17 protein-coding genes and 1 tRNA gene are annotated in these 18,535 nt (G+C 68.8%); 7 read left to right on the forward strand and 11 right to left on the reverse strand.

Annotated elements, in window-relative coordinates; translation table 11 throughout:
• Nucleotides 1-4 precede the first annotated feature (4 nt).
• The 10 genes from E3T23_RS09590 to E3T23_RS09635 form a co-directional block, all read right to left on the reverse strand.
• Nucleotides 5-1,156, reverse strand: a complete 1,152-nt coding sequence (locus tag E3T23_RS09590; protein ID WP_134370154.1) for an XdhC family protein — start codon at nucleotides 1,154-1,156, stop codon at nucleotides 5-7.
• Between the two features lie 34 nt (nucleotides 1,157-1,190).
• Nucleotides 1,191-1,907, reverse strand: coding sequence for an SRPBCC family protein (locus E3T23_RS09595; RefSeq protein ID WP_134370155.1), 717 nt, complete (start codon nucleotides 1,905-1,907; stop codon nucleotides 1,191-1,193).
• Nucleotides 1,907-3,181: a vWA domain-containing protein gene (locus E3T23_RS09600; protein WP_134370156.1), complete on the reverse strand. Its 1,275-nt coding sequence runs from the start codon at nucleotides 3,179-3,181 to the stop codon at nucleotides 1,907-1,909. Before E3T23_RS09600 ends, E3T23_RS09595 begins: the two co-directional genes overlap by 1 nt.
• Nucleotides 3,174-4,094 (reverse strand): AAA family ATPase, encoded by a 921-nt coding sequence (locus tag E3T23_RS09605; RefSeq protein ID WP_134370157.1) that lies wholly within the window; start codon nucleotides 4,092-4,094, stop codon nucleotides 3,174-3,176. Before E3T23_RS09605 ends, E3T23_RS09600 begins: the two co-directional genes overlap by 8 nt.
• Nucleotides 4,091-4,699 (reverse strand): nucleotidyltransferase family protein, encoded by a 609-nt coding sequence (locus E3T23_RS09610; protein ID WP_134370158.1) that lies wholly within the window; start codon nucleotides 4,697-4,699, stop codon nucleotides 4,091-4,093. The genes E3T23_RS09605 and E3T23_RS09610 overlap by 4 nt, the downstream gene beginning before the upstream one ends.
• Nucleotides 4,683-5,588, reverse strand: a complete 906-nt coding sequence (locus E3T23_RS09615) for an XdhC family protein (protein WP_134370159.1) — start codon at nucleotides 5,586-5,588, stop codon at nucleotides 4,683-4,685. The genes E3T23_RS09610 and E3T23_RS09615 overlap by 17 nt, the downstream gene beginning before the upstream one ends.
• A gap of 13 nt (nucleotides 5,589-5,601) precedes the next feature.
• Nucleotides 5,602-7,995 carry an aerobic carbon-monoxide dehydrogenase large subunit gene (locus tag E3T23_RS09620; protein WP_134370160.1) on the reverse strand — a complete coding sequence of 798 codons (2,394 nt, stop codon included), beginning with the start codon at nucleotides 7,993-7,995 and terminating at the stop codon, nucleotides 5,602-5,604.
• On the reverse strand, nucleotides 7,992-8,507 hold the full coding sequence (locus E3T23_RS09625; protein WP_134370161.1) for a (2Fe-2S)-binding protein: 516 nt from the start codon (nucleotides 8,505-8,507) through the stop codon (nucleotides 7,992-7,994). The genes E3T23_RS09620 and E3T23_RS09625 overlap by 4 nt, the downstream gene beginning before the upstream one ends.
• Before the next feature lie 4 nt (nucleotides 8,508-8,511).
• Nucleotides 8,512-9,390 (reverse strand): FAD binding domain-containing protein, encoded by an 879-nt coding sequence (locus E3T23_RS09630; RefSeq protein WP_134370162.1) that lies wholly within the window; start codon nucleotides 9,388-9,390, stop codon nucleotides 8,512-8,514.
• A 313-nt stretch (nucleotides 9,391-9,703) separates the two neighbouring features.
• Complete coding sequence (locus E3T23_RS09635) at nucleotides 9,704-10,342, reverse strand: TetR/AcrR family transcriptional regulator (RefSeq protein WP_134370163.1); 639 nt, start codon at nucleotides 10,340-10,342, stop codon at nucleotides 9,704-9,706.
• A 74-nt stretch (nucleotides 10,343-10,416) separates the two neighbouring features.
• Between E3T23_RS09635 and E3T23_RS09640 the strand changes: the two genes are divergently transcribed.
• The 5 genes from E3T23_RS09640 (at nucleotide 10,417) to E3T23_RS09660 (ending at nucleotide 15,925) form a co-directional block, all read left to right on the forward strand.
• The gene (locus E3T23_RS09640; RefSeq protein WP_134370164.1) at nucleotides 10,417-11,409 is read left to right on the forward strand and encodes a nitrilase-related carbon-nitrogen hydrolase; all 993 of its coding nucleotides are present in this window, start codon (nucleotides 10,417-10,419) and stop codon (nucleotides 11,407-11,409) included.
• On the forward strand, nucleotides 11,406-12,431 hold the full coding sequence (locus tag E3T23_RS09645) for an agmatine deiminase family protein (protein ID WP_134370165.1): 1,026 nt from the start codon (nucleotides 11,406-11,408) through the stop codon (nucleotides 12,429-12,431). The genes E3T23_RS09640 and E3T23_RS09645 overlap by 4 nt, the downstream gene beginning before the upstream one ends.
• A gap of 202 nt (nucleotides 12,432-12,633) precedes the next feature.
• Nucleotides 12,634-13,134 carry a CarD family transcriptional regulator gene (locus E3T23_RS09650; protein ID WP_104102105.1) on the forward strand — a complete coding sequence of 167 codons (501 nt, stop codon included), beginning with the start codon at nucleotides 12,634-12,636 and terminating at the stop codon, nucleotides 13,132-13,134.
• 80 nt (nucleotides 13,135-13,214) lie between these two features.
• Entirely contained in the window at nucleotides 13,215-14,591 is a 1,377-nt protein-coding gene (locus tag E3T23_RS09655; protein WP_134370166.1) for an FAD-binding oxidoreductase, read from the forward strand.
• Nucleotides 14,588-15,925 carry a class I SAM-dependent methyltransferase gene (locus E3T23_RS09660; protein ID WP_134370167.1) on the forward strand — a complete coding sequence of 446 codons (1,338 nt, stop codon included), beginning with the start codon at nucleotides 14,588-14,590 and terminating at the stop codon, nucleotides 15,923-15,925. The genes E3T23_RS09655 and E3T23_RS09660 overlap by 4 nt, the downstream gene beginning before the upstream one ends.
• A 198-nt stretch (nucleotides 15,926-16,123) precedes the next feature.
• Here the strand turns inward: E3T23_RS09660 and E3T23_RS09665 are convergent.
• Nucleotides 16,124-16,206 (reverse strand) — tRNA-Leu (locus E3T23_RS09665).
• A gap of 117 nt (nucleotides 16,207-16,323) precedes the next feature.
• Between E3T23_RS09665 and E3T23_RS09670 the strand changes: the two genes are divergently transcribed.
• Both E3T23_RS09670 and E3T23_RS09675 read left to right on the forward strand, forming a co-directional pair.
• On the forward strand, nucleotides 16,324-17,649 hold the full coding sequence (locus E3T23_RS09670; protein ID WP_134370168.1) for a M20/M25/M40 family metallo-hydrolase: 1,326 nt from the start codon (nucleotides 16,324-16,326) through the stop codon (nucleotides 17,647-17,649).
• Between the two features lie 18 nt (nucleotides 17,650-17,667).
• Nucleotides 17,668-18,522 (forward strand): undecaprenyl-diphosphate phosphatase, encoded by an 855-nt coding sequence (locus E3T23_RS09675; protein ID WP_134370169.1) that lies wholly within the window; start codon nucleotides 17,668-17,670, stop codon nucleotides 18,520-18,522.
• Nucleotides 18,523-18,535 lie beyond the last annotated feature (13 nt).

The raw sequence follows: 18,535 nt of genomic DNA on the forward strand, positions 1-18,535 counted from the left end.
TCGGTTACACCGCGGCCGGCTCGTCCGGCTCGTCCGGGTCGTCGTGGTGGATCCGGTCGGCGAGGCTGCCCAGCGGCTCGCCGCTGCCGCCCCACTGCTTCGAAATGATCTCCGCGGCGATGGACACGGCCGTTTCCTCCGGCGTGCGGGATCCGAGGTCCAGCCCGATCGGGCTGTGCAGCCGAGCCAGGTCCGCGTCGGCCAGACCGGCCTCGCGGAGCCGGGCCAGCCGGTCCTGATGGGTGCGCCGCGAACCCATCGCACCGATATAAGCGAACGGGCCGCAGGTCAGGGCCACCTCGAGCAGTGGCACGTCGAATTTCGGGTCGTGGGTGAGCACGCAGACGACGGTGCGCTCGTCGACGAGCCCCGCCCGAACCTGCTCGGCCAGATAGCGGTGCGGCCACCCGACCACGACCTCGTCGGCGCTGGGGAACCGGGCCGGGGTCGCGAAGACCTCGCGGGCATCGCACACGGTGACCCGGTAGCCGAGGAAGGAAGCCAGCTTGGCCAGGGCGGCGGCGAAATCGATGGCGCCGAACACCAGCATCCGGGGGCGCGGGGCGAAGCTGTTGACGAAGACCCGCATCCCCTCACCGCGTCGCTCGCCGTCGGGTCCGTAGATAAGGGTGCTGTTGCGCCCGGCGGCGAGTAGCCCGCGGGCGTCGTCTCCGACGGCCCGGTTGGCCCGTTCGGAGCCCAGGTCGCCGGCGAAGCCGGGCGGCCGGATGATCAGGTGCCGGCCCAGCCGGCTCGGATCGGGGTGCTCGATCACGGTCGCGACCCCGACCGGGACAGAACCGTTGATGTCCTGCTCCACTGCGGCCAGTTCGGGGAAGATCGCCTGGCTGACGGGCTCGACGAAGACGTCGAGGATGCCGCCGCAGGTCAGGCCCACGGAGAAGGCGTCATCGTCGCTGATGCCGTAGCGCACGAGCACCGCCCGCCCGTCCTCGATGACCTGGCGTGCGAGGTCGTAGACGGCACCCTCCACGCAGCCGCCGGAGACCGAGCCGACCACCTCCCCGCCGGCGGTGACCAGCATCGACGCTCCGGCCGGCCTGGGGGCGGATTGGAAGGTGCGCACGACGGTGGCCAGGCCGGCGACGCCGCCGGCCTGCCATCCCGTCAGCATCGGGTTCAGGACTTCACGCACCGTCGGCGACCTTTCCGGGTTCGCTCATCCGGGCCTACTTGCCGCCCGCGCGACGGCCGATGCGATAGGCGACGAACGCCACCGCGGCCATCACGCCGAGGAGTCTGGGCAGGCTGTTGAGCTGGTCCAGGACGATGCCTTTGGCCAGGTCGAGGGCGTTCAGGCTGGACTCGGTGGCCGGCTGAGGCGCGCGGGGTGCGGGCGCCGTCGTGGCGGGCGGAGACGTCGGTGCGGCCGGTGGTGCCGTCGCGGTTCCCTGCTCGGTGACCGTCTCGGTGCCCTGCGATGCTGCGGGTTCCGGAGCCGGCCCCGTGACCATGGCCTGCAGGTTCTCCGAGAAGAGGGACATCATCTGTTCCGTGACACTGCCGATGACACTGCGGCCCATCGCGGCCACCTTGCCGGAGAGTGCCACATCGGCGCTCACCGTGCCCTGGGTCTGGCCGTGCGCCTCCACGAGGGTGAGGGTGGCCGTTCCCTGCGCCGTCCCCTGACCGCGGGTCTCTTGGGCGCGCCCCTCGAACACGGCGCGATGCGCGGCCGCATCCCGTTCGAGAACGGTCATCTGCCCTCTGTACTGCATGGTCACCGGACCCAGTTTCACTTTCATTCCGACCTGATAGGCGTCGTCCGAAAGCTTGTTCAGCACCTGTGCCCCCGGCACGCAGCCGGCGACACGTTCGAAGTCCATCAGAGTCTTCCACACCTCGTCGATCGGTGCGGCGACGGTGAACGTGCTGTTGATGTCCATTATCGGGTCCTCGTATTCTCGTGTGGGTCCGAACGGTCGGCGCGGATCGCCGCCGCCACTTCCGCCAGGGCCGCATAGCTGTGCCCGCTGACGAACGCGTCCACGTAGGGCAAGGCGGCCTTCATGCCGCCCACCACCGGTTGGTAGTCCAGGGCGACCTTCCTCGGGTTGACCCAGATGATCCGATAGGCCAGGCGCCGCAGGCGGGCCATCTGGGTGCCCACGGTTTCCGGGTCGTCCAACGCCCAGCCGTCGGAGATGATCACGACGACCGCCCCGCGGGCGAGACCGCGTCGACCCCAGGCATCCACGAAATGACGGATGCTCTCCGCCAGCCGCGTACCGCCCGCCCAGTCCTCGGTGCTCGCGGCAGCCCGGGCCAGGGCCTGGTCAGGGTCGCGCACCGCAAGTTGCCGGGTCAGCCGGGTCAATCCGGTCGAGAAGATGAAGGCCTCCGCCTCGGCGCCGGCGACCGCGCCCTGCAGGAGCGAGAGGAATACCCGCGTGTACGGCTCCATCGATCCGGACACATCGCACAGCAGGATCAGTCGCCTCATTCGCGTACGCCGACGCCTGTAGACCAGGCGCACCGGTTCGCCTCCGGTGCGGTGCGCCGCCCTGACCGTTCTGCGCAGGTCGAGTCCGGGGGCGCTCCGGGAGGTCTTCCGAGTGCGGCGGCTGAGCCGCTCCGGCGTGGCAAGGGCGATCCGGCGCACCAGCTGACGCATCCGGGCGATCTCGTCCGGGGTCAGGTCGGCGAAGGACATCTGGTGCAGGCGCTCCTCGGCTGCCGCCGTCACCAGGATCGATTCCCGCTCCGGAGCGTCCGGGTCGGTGGAGCCGTCTGCGCCCGGAGTCAGGGCCGGGGGCTGAGGTGGAGCCTGATCCGCCGCGATCGCCGGACGCTGGTCGGCAGCGGTCGGACGGGTGCGGGGTTCGGAGCCGATCGACGGTGGGGCGTTCTGGTCGCCGCGGAAGTCGGCCGGGTCGAGGGTTCCGGCGAACACGGCCTCGAAGACCGCGTCGAAAACAGGCACCTGCTCCCGGGAGGAGACCAGGACCACCCGGCACGTCCAGTACAGCGGCTCGCGCGCGTGGGGCGGAACCAGCCGGAGGGCCTCCGCCAGCCGGGCGGCACGGTCCGGGGAACTCGGCACGCCGGCGCGGCGCAGCGCCGTGCTGAACCCGACCGCCAGTGCGGCCGCTTCGATGCTGGTCCGGCCGAACCCGGAACGATCACTGCTCCGGATGCCCGGTGATCCCTGGTCAGCCATGGTCGCCCACCAGCCAGGCGGCGCCCCGGCCGACCGCCAGGTCGAGGTCCTCGCGGTTCTTCAGAATCGTCCCCCAGGTCTGATCCACGTGCTCGGCGGCGAGCGTGTCGACGCCGAGCACGGTCAGGGCCGACACCCAGTCGATCGCCTCGGCGATTCCGGGCGGCTTCGTCAGGTCCAGCGAGCGCAGCCGGGTGATGGCCGACGCCGCCTGCAGGGCGATCGGTGCGGCGCTGGCAGGCACCCGCCGGCGCACGATCTCCGCGATCCGCTGCGGTGCCGGGTAGTCGATCCAGTGGTACAGGCACCGCCGGGTCAGGGCGTCGTGCAGGTCGCGGGTGCGGTTGGAGGTCAGGATCACGATCGGCGGATGCGTGGCCCGCACCGTGCCCAGTTCCGGGATCGTCACGGCCGCCTCGGCCAGCAGTTCGAAGGTGAAGGCCTCGAACTCGGCATCCGCCCGGTCGATCTCGTCGAGGAGGAGCACCGCCGGGCGCGGACCGGGGTGCTCGATCGCCTGCAGCAGGGGGCGGCGCAGCAGATACTCCGGGCCGAACAGCTCGGTCTCGGCCAGGTTGGCCTGGCGGGCCTCGGCCAGCCTGATTCCCAGCAGCTGGCGCGGGTAGTTCCATTCGTAGAGTGCTTCGCCCGCGTCGATGCCCTCGTAGCACTGGAGCCGGAACAGCGGCGTGTCCAGCACCCGGGCCAGCGCCTTGGCGGCCTCGGTCTTGCCGACCCCCGGCTCACCCTCCAACAGGATGGGCTGCGGAAGGCGCACCGCCAGGAACAACGCGGTGGCGAGGCCCTCGTCGGGCAGGTAGTCGACGTCGTTCAGGGCGCCCAGCAGCGCGGGGACGTCCGGGATCATCCGGCGCACGGCGTCCTCGGCCCCCGTCCGGGCAGCGCCGGTCATGGTGCCTTCTCCCGCTCGGCGAGCGCGCGCTCGTAGTCCGCCTCGGTGTCGATGTCCGGGGGGATCGGGCCGGCCACGATGACCTCGGTCACCTCCGCGGCGCGCTGCTCAAGGAGTTTCCAGACCGCCTTGTCACCGTGGAGTGCGGTCAGTTGCGGCAGCACCGAACGGTCGAAAGCGAACGGATGCCCCACACCGTCGTCGTAGCGGCAGACGGCGAGGAGGGCGGATCCCCGCCCGTCCACCAGGCGCCGCACGGTCTCCGGGCTCACGCCGGGCTGGTCGCCGAGGAGGAGCACCAGCACCTCGGTTTCGGGGTGCAGCGCCGGGATGGCGGCCGCGATCGACGAGGAGCAGCCGGCCCCGAACGCGGGATTGCCGACCACGTCGCAGCCGTGGGTGTCGACGCGCTGCCGGACGGCCTCCTCCGCGCCGCCCAGGGCCAGCACGATCTGGTCGAAGCCGCAGGCCCGTGCGGTTCTGAGGACGGCATCCAGGAGCATCCCGCCGCCGTACGGCAGAAGTGGCTTGGGTCGGCCCAGCCGCAGCGACGCCCCGGCGGCCAGGACCAGCCCGGCGATGCGCGGATCAGGAGGCGATGACATACCGCTCCGGATCGGCGAGGAAGCTGCGGCGGCAGGACTCCGAGCAGAAGAAGACGGATTCCCCGTCGCGCGCGGCCCGCGGGGTCGCGTCCCCGACGGTGACCGACATCCGGCACACCGGGTCGACCACAACCGGGACCGTGTCCCTGACGGGAGCCACCGTCATCCGTTCCGCCCGTTCCGCGATGAGCTGGGCCAGGATGGACAGCGCGATTTCGGCGGGGGAGCGGGCGCCCAACTGCAGGCCGGCCGGGCTGTGCACATGCGCCCGCTGCTCCTCCGAGACGTTGAGGGAGGCGACCACGGCCGCGCCCCGGGCGTGGCTGGCGACAAGAGCGACATACGGCACCTCGGCCCTCAGGGCGGCTTCGAGGAGGGACTCTTCATCACGTCCGTGCGAGGCCACGATCAGCGCCGCATCGTCCGACCGCGGCGCCGCGCCAGAGTCCTCCGTGAGGTGCATCTCCAGACCGAGTGGGCCTCCCAGCGCGACCAGTGCCTGTGCCACCGGCGTCGATCCGACGACCAGCACCCGGGGTGCCGGCATGAACGGCTCGAGGAAGATCTCGATGCCGCCGCCGCTGAGGCAGGGGTTCGACACCTGCACGGCACCCTCCTCGAGCAGGGCGGACGGCGCGCCCGCCACAACACGCAGCAGGAGGGGCTCGTGGGTGGTCAGACTCCTGAGCCCGTATTCACGCACCGACGCCTCCACGCAGGCGCCGCCGACGAATCCAACCAGCGTGCCGTCGGCCAGCAGCAGGCCGGTGTCTCCGGCCTGGGCGCTCGTGGGATGCTGGGCCCGCACCACGGTGGCACGCACGAACGGTTCCCGGTTTCCGGTGAGTGCCCGAGCCCTCTCCGTGAGGGCGTCTCTTATTTCCGACATGGCGACCGGCGGATCAGATCGGTGGGCGCGGCCGGCCCTGCATGGCCTCCCACACCCGAGCCGGGGTGCACGGCATATCCATGTGTGTGATGCCGAACGGTGCCAGGGCGTCGACCACGGCGTTGACGATCGCCGGCGGCGACCCGACGGTGGCGGACTCGCCGATGCCCTTCGCCCCGATCGGGTGGTGTGGCGACGGGGTCACGGTGAACCCGGTCTCCCAGTCGGGCACCTCCAGGGCCGTCGGGATGAGGTAGTCCATGAAGGTGCCGCCGAGGTTGTTGCCCTCCTTGTCGAACTCGATGAACTGCATCAGGGCCATGCCGACCCCGTCGGTGAGGCCGCCGTGCACCTGCCCTTCGATGATCATCGGGTTGATCCGGGTGCCGCAGTCATCGACGGCGATGAACCGGCGCACTTTGACGTGACCGGTGCCGGGGTCGACGTCGACCACGCAGATGTAGGCGCCGAAGGGGAACGTCAGGTTCGGGGGATCGTAGGTGACCTCGGCATCCAGGTTGCCGTCGATCCCTTCCGGGAGGGTGAGCGTGCCGTGCGCGCCCATGGCGATTTCGGCCATGGTCCTGCCGACGCTCGGGTCGCCCTTGACGAACCAGCGACCCTTCTCCCATTCGAGGTCCTCGGGCCGTGTCTCAAGCATCGCCGCCGCGATGAACTTCGCCTTCTCCCGTACCTTGCGTGCGACCAGGGCCACGGCGGCGCCGCTGACGGGGGTCGATCGGCTGCCGTAGGTTCCGAGTCCGAAGGGGGTCTGGTCCGTGTCACCGTGCACGACGTCGATGTCTTCCGGCGGGATGCCGAGCTCCTCGGCCACGATCTGGGCGAAGGTCGTCTCATGGCCCTGCCCCTGGCTCTGCACGGAGATGCGCACGACGGCCTTGCCGGTGGGATGGATCCGCAGCTCGGCTCCGTCCGCCATTCCCAGGCCGACGATGTCCATGTGCTTGCGCGGCCCGGCACCCACGGTCTCGGTGAAGAACGAGATTCCGATCCCCATCAGCTCGCCGCGTGCACGCTTCTCCCGCTGCTCGCGCCGCAGATCGTCGTAGCCGGCCATCTGCATCGACTTGCGCAGCGCCTGCTCGTAGTTGCCGGAGTCGTATTCCCATCCGGTTTTGTTCTTGTACGGGAACTGTTCGGGCTTGATCAGGTTCTTCAACCGCAGCTCAGCCGGATCCATCTCCAGCTTCCGGGCGAGCATGTCCACGAGCCGTTCGACCAGGTAGACCGCCTCGGTGACCCGGAAGGAACAGGCGTAGGCCACCCCGCCCGGCGCCTTGTTCGTGTACACGCCGGTCACTTTGCAGTGCGCGGCCTGCAGGTCGTAGCTTCCGGTGAAGATGTGGAAGAACCCGGCCGGGTACTTCGAGGGCTGCGCCGTCGCGTTGAACGCGCCATGGTCCGCGAGCACGGTGGAGCGCACGGCGAGGATCTTGCCGTCCTTCGTGGCGGCGATCTCGCCCTGCATGATGTAGTCGCGGGCGAAGGAGGTGCTCATCAGGTTCTCGGAGCGGTCCTCCATCCACTTCACCGGCCGCCCGGTCACGATCGACCCGACGACGGCGAGGATGTAGCCCGGGTAGATGCCGACCTTGTTGCCGAAGCCGCCGCCGATGTCGGGAGAGACGATGCGGATCTTGTGTTCCGGGATGCCCGAGACGATCGCGAACAGGGTTCGGTGCGCGTGCGGGGCCTGGCTGGTCTCGTACAGGGTCAGCGCGCCTTCGATCGGCTCGAAGTCGGCGACGGCCCCGCAGGTCTCCATCGGTGCCGGGTGCACCCGGGGGTAGACCATCTCCTGGGTCACGACGACGTCCGCCGCGGCGAACACCGCGTCGGTCTCGGCCGCGTTGCCGGCCTCCCAGTCGAAGATGTGGTTGTCGGTGCGGCCCTCAATGTCGTCGCGGATGACGGGGGAGCCGGGGTCCAGGGCCGTGCGCACGTCGATGACCGGCGGCAGCACGTCGTAGTCGACCTCGATGAGCTCGAGCGCGTCGCGCGCGGCGTAGCGGTCCTCGGCGATCACGAAGGCGACCTCCTGCCCCTGGAATCGCACCTTGTCGGTGGCGAGCACCGCCTGCACGTCGGCGGACAGGGTCGGAGCCCAGGCGAGCTTGAGGCCGAGCAGGTCCTGGCCGGTGATCACGGCCACCACGCCCGGGTGGGCGAGCGCGGCGCTGGTGTCGATCGACACCAGGCGGGCGTGCGCCACGGGGGAGCGCAGGATGGCGCCGTGCAGCATCCCGGGCAGCACGATGTCATCGACGTAGTGGCCCTTGCCCCGCACGAAGCGGGGGTCTTCCTTGCGCTGGATGCGGCCGTAGCCGATCGGGCGGTTCTCGTCTCCGGCTGCCGGATTCGCGGCCCGCTCCTCGATGATGGTCATGCCGTCACCTCTTCTCCTGCGTTCTCTTCCATCTCGTCCATTCGGTCCTGCCCCGCGGGGTGGGCCGCCGCCCACTGCACCGAGCGCACGATGGTCGCGTAGCCGGTGCACCGGCACATCTGGCCGGAGATCGCCTCGCGGATCTCCCCGTCGTCCGGGTGCGGGTTGTGGTCCAGCAGTGCCCGGGCGGTGAGCATCATCCCCGGTGTGCAGAAACCGCACTGCAGGCCGTGTTCCTCCATGAACCCCTGCTGTACGGGATCGAGCGTGGCCCCGGTGGCGAGACCCTCGACCGTGGTGATGGAATGGCCGTCGGCCATCGCCGCGAGCACCGTGCAGGATTTGACCGGCCGGCCGTCCATGAGCACGACGCAGGTTCCGCAGTTGGAGGTGTCGCAGCCCCAGTGTGTGCCGGTCAGTCGGAGCTGGTCGCGGATGAAATGAACAAGCAACACCCGGGGTTCGATCTCCTCGGTGATGTCGGTGCCGTTGATGGTCATGCTGATCTGCATGGACTTAGCCTTCCTGTGCTTCGCCGGCGCGGGCGGCCGCGCGCCGCAGCACCCGCCGGGTGAGTTCGTCGGCGAGGTGCCGCTTGTAGTCGATGGGACCCCGCTGGTCGGCAACCGGGTCGCTCGCCAACGCGGCGATCCGCCCGGCCGCTACGAACAGTTCTTCCCCCGGCCGGTGGCCGCGCAGCAGGGTCTCGGCCTCGGTCACCGTCCCTTCCATGCCGACGGCGGTGAGGCCGATGGTGACGTCGTCGATCGTGCCGTCAGAGGCCAGGGACACCGCTGCTCCCGCCGCGACAACGGCCCAGTCGCCGACGCGCCGTTCGACCTTCTCGTAGGCGCTGCCCGAGTGGGGGCGGATCGGGAAGCGCACCTCGACGAGGAGTTCGTTGTAAGCCACGGCGGTCTCGTAGGGCCCCTTGTGAAAGTCGTTCATGCTGAGCACGCGCTCGCCGCCGGGCCCGCGGACGACCGCCTCCGCCTGCAGAACCTTGCAGACCGTGGAAAGGTCTTCGGCCGGGTCGGCCTGGCACAGGGACCCACCGATGGTTCCGCGGTTCCGCACCGTGGGGTCGGCGATCACCCGCTCCGCATCGGCGATGATCGGAAACAGGCGGGCGATGTCGGGAGACTCCAGCAGCGTGGCGTGGCGCGTCATCGCACCGACCCGCAGCGTGTTGGCGTCCCGGAGCACGAAGTCCAGTTCGAAGAGCTCGTTGATGTCGATCAGCCATTCGGGTCTGGCCAGCCGGAGCTTCATCATCGGCAGAAGACTGTGCCCGCCCGCCACGACCCGGGACTCCGGCCCGTGGCGCTCGAGAAGACTGATCGCATCGTCGACCGTGCTGGCGCGCACATAGTCGAAGGAAGCTGGAATCTGCACAGGGGCCTCCACCTCGAAAAGGTGCCCGGCGGCAGCGACGGGCACGGAATTGTGACACATAGTGCTCCGGGGCCCTCAGGTTGTCAACGCGAATCGGTGCGGCTCCGGGCCGCCGCGGAGACGATTGCCCGGCTCGTCATACCCACCAGGCTCGGAAGGCGGCCCGGAAACGAGAAAGGCCCCGGCGACGAATCGCCAGGGCCTCCTGCACTGTCTCAACCAGTGCTCGTCCGATCGCAGCAGAACTGTGACCGGAAGTCTGTGTGTCAGCCTACAGGGCCGGCATCCGGTGCCGGGGCCGGCGCCATTCGGATCAGGGTTCTGAGTCGTCCCCGGAGCCGAGGGCACCCGGGGGCAGGCCCAACTCGTGTTCGGCGACGGTGCGCACGAGACCGCGCAGCCGCTGCGCATGGCCATAGCGCACGACGGCGTGCGCGTTCAGCCCGTCGATGATCGCCAGGAGTTGCCAGGCGACCGCATCCGGGTCGATCGCCCGGAATTCGCCGCGTGCGCACCCCGTTTTCACCAACTCGGCGAGGAACGCCTGCCAGGCGTCCATCTGCACGCCTACCTCCACCGCGAGCGCAGCGTGTCGTCGGCCGAGGCTCCAGGCATCGAGCCAGACGGCGGTGACAGCGCTGCGCTCGGGTCCGAGCAGCGAGTCGATCAGGGTCTTCAGGGCCGCCACAGACGTCTCGCAGGGTGCCAATTCCTCGGCCACCTCGCTGATCTCGGCCGCGACGATCGCCCCGAACGTCGTGGCCACCAGCGCGTCCATGCTCGGCTGGTAGTGACTGACCAGGGCAGGGGTCACCCCGACGCGGGAAGCAACCGCACGCAGCGTCAGGGCGGACAGACCCTCGTCGAGGGCGATCTCCTGGGACCGGCGGGCGATTTCCGCGGCCCGTTCGATCGGTGCCTTGCGCCGGGATGCGCTCGGATCGGTTGACATGGAACCTGAGTCTATATATCTTTAGCCAACAGTTATTGATCATTTGATCAATTAATTCGCGGGAAGGCCTCCTCATGCTTGTGATCCACGCCCCCGGCATCGCCGAACCGCTGACCCGCACGGCGGGCGAGGCCGGGCCGCTGCTCCGGGTCGGCCTGGTGCAGCACCGCTGGCACGCCGATCAGGGTGCGCTGCGCGCGGAGCTGGCCGACGGCATCCGCCTGGCCGCCGACCAGGGTGCCCGCGTCGTCTTCCTGCCCGAGCTGACCCTGCGGAAATACCCGGCCAACGAGCGCGCCCAGGGTGCGCCGAAGGAAACGGCCGAGGACCTGCTCACCGGACCGACCTTCACCTTCGCGGCCGAGCAGGCCCGCAAGCACGGCGTCGTCGTGCACGCCTCCCTCTACGAGCGGCCGCACGCCGACGACGCCCCGGAGGACCCGCGCGGCTACAACACGGCCGTCATGGTGTCGCCGACCGGGCGACTGCTCGGACGAACCCGCAAAATGCACATCCCGGTGACCGAGGGCTACTACGAAGACACCTGGTTCCGGTCGGGCCCGGCCGAGGACGCGTACCCCGTGTACGCCCCGGCGGAACTGGGCGGTGCCCGGATCGGGCTGCCCACCTGCTGGGACGAATGGTTCCCCGAGGTGTCGCGACTGTACGGCCTCGGCGGTGCCCAGCTGCTCGTCTATCCCACGGCGATCGGCTCGGAGCCCGGCTTTCCGACTTTCGACACCCAGCCTCTCTGGCGGCAGGTGATCGTGGCCAACGGCATCACCAGCGGATTATTCATGGTGGTGCCCAACCGTCATGGCGACGAAGGAGACCTGACCTTCTACGGTTCCTCCTTCATCTCCGACCCCTACGGTCGAGTGCTCGTGCAGGCACCCCGCGACGCGTCCGCGGTGCTGGTTGCGGATCTGGACCTGGCGCAGCGGGAGGAGTGGCTCACGCTGTTCCCTTTCCTCGCCACCCGGCGGCCGGACAGCTACGCGGGGCTGACCGTGCCGGTCGACCCGACGCATCCGTTCGGTTCGACCGTGACGGTGGGGAAGTCGTGACCTGGTTGATGCCGGCGGAGTCCGCGCCGCAGGACCGGGTGTGGATGGCGTTCCCGGTGGCCGGCTACACGCTCGGCTCGAACGCGGAGTCCGCTGACGAAGCGCGCCGCACCTGGGCTGCGGTTGCCCACGCGGCCCTCGACTTCGAACCCGTCACCATGGTCGTCGACCCGGCCGAGATGGGGATGGCTCGTCGGTACCTGTCCGCGGAAATCGAGGTCATCGAGGCGCCGCTCGACGACGCCTGGATGCGCGATATCGGCCCGACCTTCGTTCTGGGGGACGACGGGCAGTTGGGGGCGGTGGACTGGACGTTCAACGGCTGGGGTGCCCAGGACTGGGCGCGGTGGGGCAGGGACGCGGAGATCGGCAGGATCGTCACCGCTGCCTCCGGCGCGACCGGGATCTCCTCGGTTCTGGTGAACGAGGGCGGCGGAATCCACGTGGACGGCAGGGGAACTGTGCTGGCCACCCACACCGTTCAGCTGGATCCGGGTCGAAACCCCTACGTCGACCAGGCCAGGGTCGAGGCCGAATTCGCTCGCACCCTCGGCGCCACCCACGTGGTCTGGCTGCCCCGCGGCCTGACCCGCGACCAGGAGCGCTACGGCACCCGGGGCCACGTCGATATGGTGGCCGCCATCCCGTCACCGGGAACGGTGCTGATCCATGCCCAGAACGACCCGGCCCACCCCGACTATGCCGTGACCCGGCAGCTCCGCGCCGTGCTCGCCGAATCGGCGGATGCCGCGGGCCGGGCCGTCACCATCGTCGATCTGCCGGCCCCGGCCGCGCTGACGGACAAGGACGGCTTCGTGGACTACAACTACGTCAACCACCTCGTCGTCAACGGCGGCGTGATCGCCTGCGGTTTCGGCGAGGAACGGGCCGACCAGGCCGCGCGGGAAATTCTGGCCAGGGCGTACCCGGGCCGATCGGTCGTGACGGTCGAGGCGCGGCCGTTGTTCGCGCGAGGCGGCGGCATCCACTGCATCACTCAGCAGCAGCCATCGGTGAGCTAGCGCGATGCGCCACGCCGCACCGATGGCCGTAGGGTGAACGTTCAGGGGGCTGTGGCAAACTTGATAGGTTGGCCATCAGGAATGGTGCCGGGTGCCCCCACAATCGCGACCCGAGTTCCACAACCCACCACTCCCTGACCGGCTGATCAGCTGGTCGGCGCCACCGGGACGCCACATGCAGCACGACCTGAAACGAGTGAGTTTGAAGTTCATTGTCGGGGAAACCCTCGTCTACCCGCACCACGGTGCGGTCACCCTTACCGAGCTCTCCACCATAACCCTGAAGGGCGTCGCCCAGCCGGCGATGACCCTGCGCGTGCACTCGTCGCAACTCACCATCCAACTGCCCATCGCGAACGCGGGGCTCGTCGGAGTGCGTGACGTCATCGACGCCGCGGGGCTGGAAGAGGTCTACAAGGTACTGCGCGAGCCGTTCACCGAGGAAGCCACGAACTGGAGCCGCCGGTTCAAGGCCAACCAGGAGAAGATGGCCAGTGACAGCGTGACCCGGGTCGCCGAAGTCGTCCGCGACCTGTGGCGCCGCGAACAGGACGGTGGCGTCTCTGCCGGCGAGAAGCGGATGCTCGCCAAGTCCCGCCAGCTGTTGGAGTCGGAACTGGCGCTGGCCCTCGGGACATCACCGGAAGACACCGTCCTGGCTCTGGACGAAGTTCTCTCGGGCGCCCTGACCGAAGCCGTCTGACCCGGAGCCGGTCCTTCAGCGGAGAGGATGAGCCGCAGCCGGCCCGTGCGGTCGGGGTTATCGAGGACTAGCTTGAAGGCGTGTTCCCTCCCTCGATCGATGCACGGTCCGCTCACGCCGCCGCTGTGGCGCGCCTCCTGGCGAGCTATCGGGCGGTGCCGCCGGCGGCTTCCGTGCGGCTGGCCAAGCCCACCTCCAACCTGTTCCGGTCACGAACAAAACCGAACGCCAGGAGCCTTGAGACCTCCGGGCTGACCGGCGTCCTCGCGGTCGATCCGGAAACCCGGACGGCCGACGTGGGCGGCATGTGCACCTACGAAGATCTCGTCGCCGCGACGCTGCCCCACGGGCTGGCGCCGCTGGTGGTGCCGCAACTGAAGACGATCACCCTGGGCGGCGCGGTCACCGGCCTCGGCATCGAGTCGACGTCCTTCCGCAACGGACTGCCGCACGAGTCCGTGTTGGAGATGGACATCCTCACCGGCGCCGGAGAGGTGGTCACTGCCTCGGCCCACGAGCACGACGACCTCTACCGTGCCTTCCCCAACTCGTACGGCACGCTCGGCTACGCAGTAAGCCTCCGCATCGAGCTGGAGCCGGTGGAACCGTTCGTCGCGCTCCGACATCTGCGGTTCCACGCGCTCACCGAACTGGTCGCGGCGATGGACCGTATTGTCGCGACCGGTGGCCTGGATGGTGAGCGCGTGGACTACCTCGACGGCGTGGTGTTCAGCGCCGACGAGAGCTACCTGTGCGCTGGTACGCGGACCGCGGCATCCGGCCCGGTGAGCGACTACACCGGCCAGCAGATCTACTACCGCTCCATCCAACACGATGACGGCATCAAGTCCGACCGGCTCACGATCCACGACTACCTGTGGCGGTGGGACACGGACTGGTTCTGGTGCTCGGAGGCGTTCGGCGCGCAGCGTCCGCGAATCCGCCGGCTCTGGCCACGTCGCTACCGGCGCAGCAGCTTCTACGGGAAGCTGATGCGTTACGAACGGCGATTCCACATCGGCGATCGGATCGAGCGGCTGGGCGGTCGTCCGCCCCGCGAACAAGTGGTGCAGGACGTCGAGGTGCCGATCGAACGCTGTGCGGAGTTCCTGGACTGGTTCCTTGACACCGTCCCGATCAAGCCGATCTGGCTGTGTCCGCTGCGGTCGCAGGGCGACAGCTGGCCGCTCTACCCGATCCGGCCGCAGCAGACCTACGTCAACGTCGGCTTCTGGTCCACAGTGCCGGTGGGGTCGATCGACGGGGAGACGAACCGCCTGATCGAACGCACGGTCAGCGAGCTTCACGGGCACAAGTCGCTGTATTCGGACTCGTATTATTCCCCGGAGGACTTCGACGAACTCTACGGCGGAGCAATCTATCGCACGGTGAAGAAGCGGTACGACCCCGACTCACGTCTGCTTGATCTCTACGCGAAGGCGGTGCAACGACGATGACCACATTCAGGGAACGGTCGACCGAGAATGCGAGAACGGCAGCGAAGCGGGACAGGGAGGCGAAGCTCACCCTCGCCGAGATCCTGGAGATCGTCGCCGGCGGGCGGCTCCCGCTGAGCTTCACCGCCTACGACGGAAGCTCGGCCGGTCCGCCGGACGCACCGCTCGGACTTGAGTTGAAGACGCCGCGGGGCACGACCTACCTGGCCACCGGCCGCGGCGATTTGGGGCTGGCCCGCGCCTACATCACCGGCGACCTCGAGGTGCACGGGGTGCACCCGGGTGACCCGTACGAACTCCTCCAGGCGCTCACCGGCGATCTGGTCTTCAAGTTGCCACCTCCGCGAGTGACGGCCCACATCATCCGCTCCATCGGCGCCCGCCACCTGCGCCCCATCGCACCGCCGTCGCAGGAGGGGCCGTCGCGTCTGCGCCGCGCCGTCGGGGGACTCCGGCACAGTAAAATCCGGGACGCCGACGCGATCCGCCACCACTACGACGTATCGAACACGTTCTACGAGTGTGTGCTCGGACCGTCGATGACGTACACCTGTGCGTGCTATCCGAACTCCGCCGCATCGCTGGACGAGGCACAGGAGAACAAGTACCGGCTGGTGTTCGAGAAGCTGCGGCTGCGGCCCGGTGACCGTCTGCTCGACGTCGGGTGCGGCTGGGGCGGCATGGTGCGCTTCGCCGCCCATCGCGGAGTCGAAGCCACCGGCGTGACCCTGTCGGAACAGCAGGCCGAGTGGGCACAGCGGACAATCGTCGACGAGGGTCTGACCGGCCTGGCCCAGGTCCGCCACAGCGACTATCGTGACGTTGCCGAGACCGGCTTCGACGCCGTGTCATCGATCGGGCTGCTCGAACACATCGGAGTGCAGAACTATGTGTCGTACTTCGACTTCCTGCAGTCCCGGCTGCGCCCCGGCGGGCTGCTGCTCAACCATTGCATCACCCGGCCGGACAACCGGTCCGAACCGTCCCCCCGCGGTTTCATCGACCGCTATGTCTTCCCCGACGGGGAACTCACCGGCGCGGGCCGCATCATCAGCGCGGCACAGGATGCCGGTCTGGAGGTGGTGCACGAAGAGAACCTGCGCCATCACTACGCACTGACGCTGCGCGCCTGGTGCGCCAACCTCGTCGAGCACTGGGACGAGGCGGTCGCCGAGGTGGGTTTGACCACCGCGAAGGTGTGGGGCCTGTACATGGCCGGGTCACGGCTCGCGTTCGAGACCGGGGGAATCCAGCTGCACCAGGTGCTGGCGGTCAAGCCCGATGTCGATGGTAATGTGGGCGACCTGCCGCTGCGGCCGTGGTGGACGCCTTAGCGGAGGGAGCCCGGCAGCCGTGGGCTATGAAAAATTCACGCATCGATGGAGCGAATCGATTGGGACCGGTCTGTCGCAACGGCCGATCGTCTGCCGGAGGCTCGCATCCGGGCATGAAAAAAGGCCGCGCAACGAGGGTTCCGTTGTCGCGACCTATATCTCACATGAAAGCCCGAAACGCTCCGAACTTCTTTTCTGTGCCCGAGGGGGGACTTGAACCCCCACGCCCATAAGGGCACTAGCACCTCAAGCTAGCGCGTCTGCCATTCCGCCACCCGGGCCGGGTGTTTCAGCAGCCGTTCCCGGCCGCCGAATAGATAATCTAGCACGGATTTCGAGGCCTCCCTGCCGCTGCCCACAGTCGCCGGTCGGCGGCGCGGCCCGGTAGCGTGACAGGCATGCTCTCCTCTGCTGACAACACCCCGGCCGACGAACACCTCGACCTGACGGCCACGATCGCTCGCGACCTCATCCGTTTCGACACGACGAACTATGGTGAGGGCCGTTCGAACGGTGAAACGGATGCCGCCGAGTACGTCGAGGCGAACCTGCGGGCGCTCGGCCTCGCCCCGCAGCTCTTCGATTCCGAACCGGGCCGCACGAGTGTGGTCGTGCGCGTCCCGGGTCGCGACAGCAGCCGCGGCGCGCTGGTGGTCCATGGCCACCTCGACGTCGTGCCCGCCGACCCGGACACCTGGTCGGTGGACCCGTTCGCCGGGGTGATCAAGGACGGACTGTTGTGGGGCCGCGGCGCCGTGGACATGAAGAACATGGACGCCATGATGCTCGCGTCGCTCCAGGACATTCTCGGCTCCGGCCGGATGCCGGCCCGGGACCTGATCGTGGCGTTCTTCGCCGACGAGGAGGCCGGGGGAGTGCTCGGCTCGCACCACCTCGTCGATACCCGCCCGGAGCTCTTCCACGGCGCCACCGAGGCCATCAGCGAAGTCGGCGGCTACTCGATCACGCTCGGCGGTCGGCGCGCATACCTGCTGCAGACGGGGGAGAAGGCCCTGCTCTGGATCAAGCTCGTGGCCCGGGGCGACGCGGCCCACGGGTCCCGGCTGATCCATGACAACGCCGTGACCCGGCTCGCCGAGGCGGTCGCCAAAGTCGGCCGGCGTGAGTGGCCCATTCGTCTGACCGATACCACCACGCTGCTGCTGGCGGAGCTGGCCCGGGTGCTCGGCGTCGACCCGCAACGCGTCGGCCCCGACGAGCTGGCCCTCGCCACCGGCACGGCCTCCGGCTTCATCCAGGCCAGCCTGCGCACCACGACCAATCCCACCGGGCTGGTGGCCGGGTACAAGCACAACGTCATCCCGGGCCGGGCCGAGGCGCTCATCGACATCCGTACCCTGCCCGGCGACGAGGATGCCGTGCTGGCCGAAGTGGCCGCGCTGGTCGGCCCGGACATCGAGATCGTGATCATGCACCGCGACATCGGTCTCGAGACCGAATTCGGCGGGCCCCTCGTCGACGCGGTCGTCGAGACCCTTGGCCGGCACGATCCGGGCGCCCCGGTGCTGCCCTACCTGCTCTCGGCCGGCACGGACAACAAGGCCCTCAGCACCCTCGGCATCAAGGGCTACGGTTTCGCCCCGCTCAAGTTGCCCGCCGACCTCGACTTCCCGGCGATGTTCCACGGCGTCGACGAACGGGTGCCTCTCGACGCGTTAGTGTTTGGCAGGCAGGTCCTGACCGACCTGCTCTCGAACTACTGATAGGTAAAAGGGCATTTTGTGAATTTCATCGACGCACTCATCCTCGGACTCGTGCAGGGACTGACCGAATTCCTCCCGGTTTCCTCCAGCGCCCACATCCGGATCGTCGGGGAATTCCTGGGCACCGGGGCCGACCCGGGATCCCGGTTCACCGCGATCATCCAGATCGGTACCGAGGCTGCGGTGGTGATCTTCTTCTGGCGTGACATCGTGCGCATCATCGGTCAATGGTCCAAGTCGCTCGTCGGCAAGGTTCCGCGCGCCGACCCGGATGCGCGGATGGGCTGGCTGATCATCCTCGGGTCACTGCCCATCGTGGTGCTCGGGCTGCTCTTCCAGGACCAGATCGAGTCTTCATTGCGCAACCTGTGGATCACCGCCAGCGTGCTGATCGGCTTCGGCGTCCTACTCGGAATCGCCGACTACGTCGGGGCCAAGCGCCGCCGGCTGAACGACCTCACCGTGCCCCACGGCATCGTCTACGGTTTCGCCCAGGCCCTCGCGCTCATCCCCGGCGTATCCCGCTCGGGCGGAACCATCACGGCCGGCCTGTTCATGGGCTATGAGCGCGCCGCCGCCGCCCGCTATGCCTTCCTGCTGGCCATCCCGGCCGTGCTCGGCAGCGGGTTTTTCCAGATGTACAAGGCGATCGCCAAACCGTGCCTGGAAGGCGCGACCAACTGCACGCCGGAGATCTTCGGGCCGTGGGACACCCTGGCGGCCACGGTGATCGCCTTCGTCGTCGCCCTGTTCGTGATCAAGTTCTTCATGAGCTACATCTCCAGGCGCAGCTTCCTGCCGTTCGTGATCTACCGCATCGCGCTCGGCCTCGTGCTGATCGGGCTGCTGGTGACGAACACCATCGCCGCCTAGTTAGGCTGGAACG

This window comes from Cryobacterium cheniae (assembly GCF_004403395.1).
Classification (GTDB): Bacteria; Actinomycetota; Actinomycetes; order Actinomycetales; family Microbacteriaceae; genus Cryobacterium; species Cryobacterium cheniae.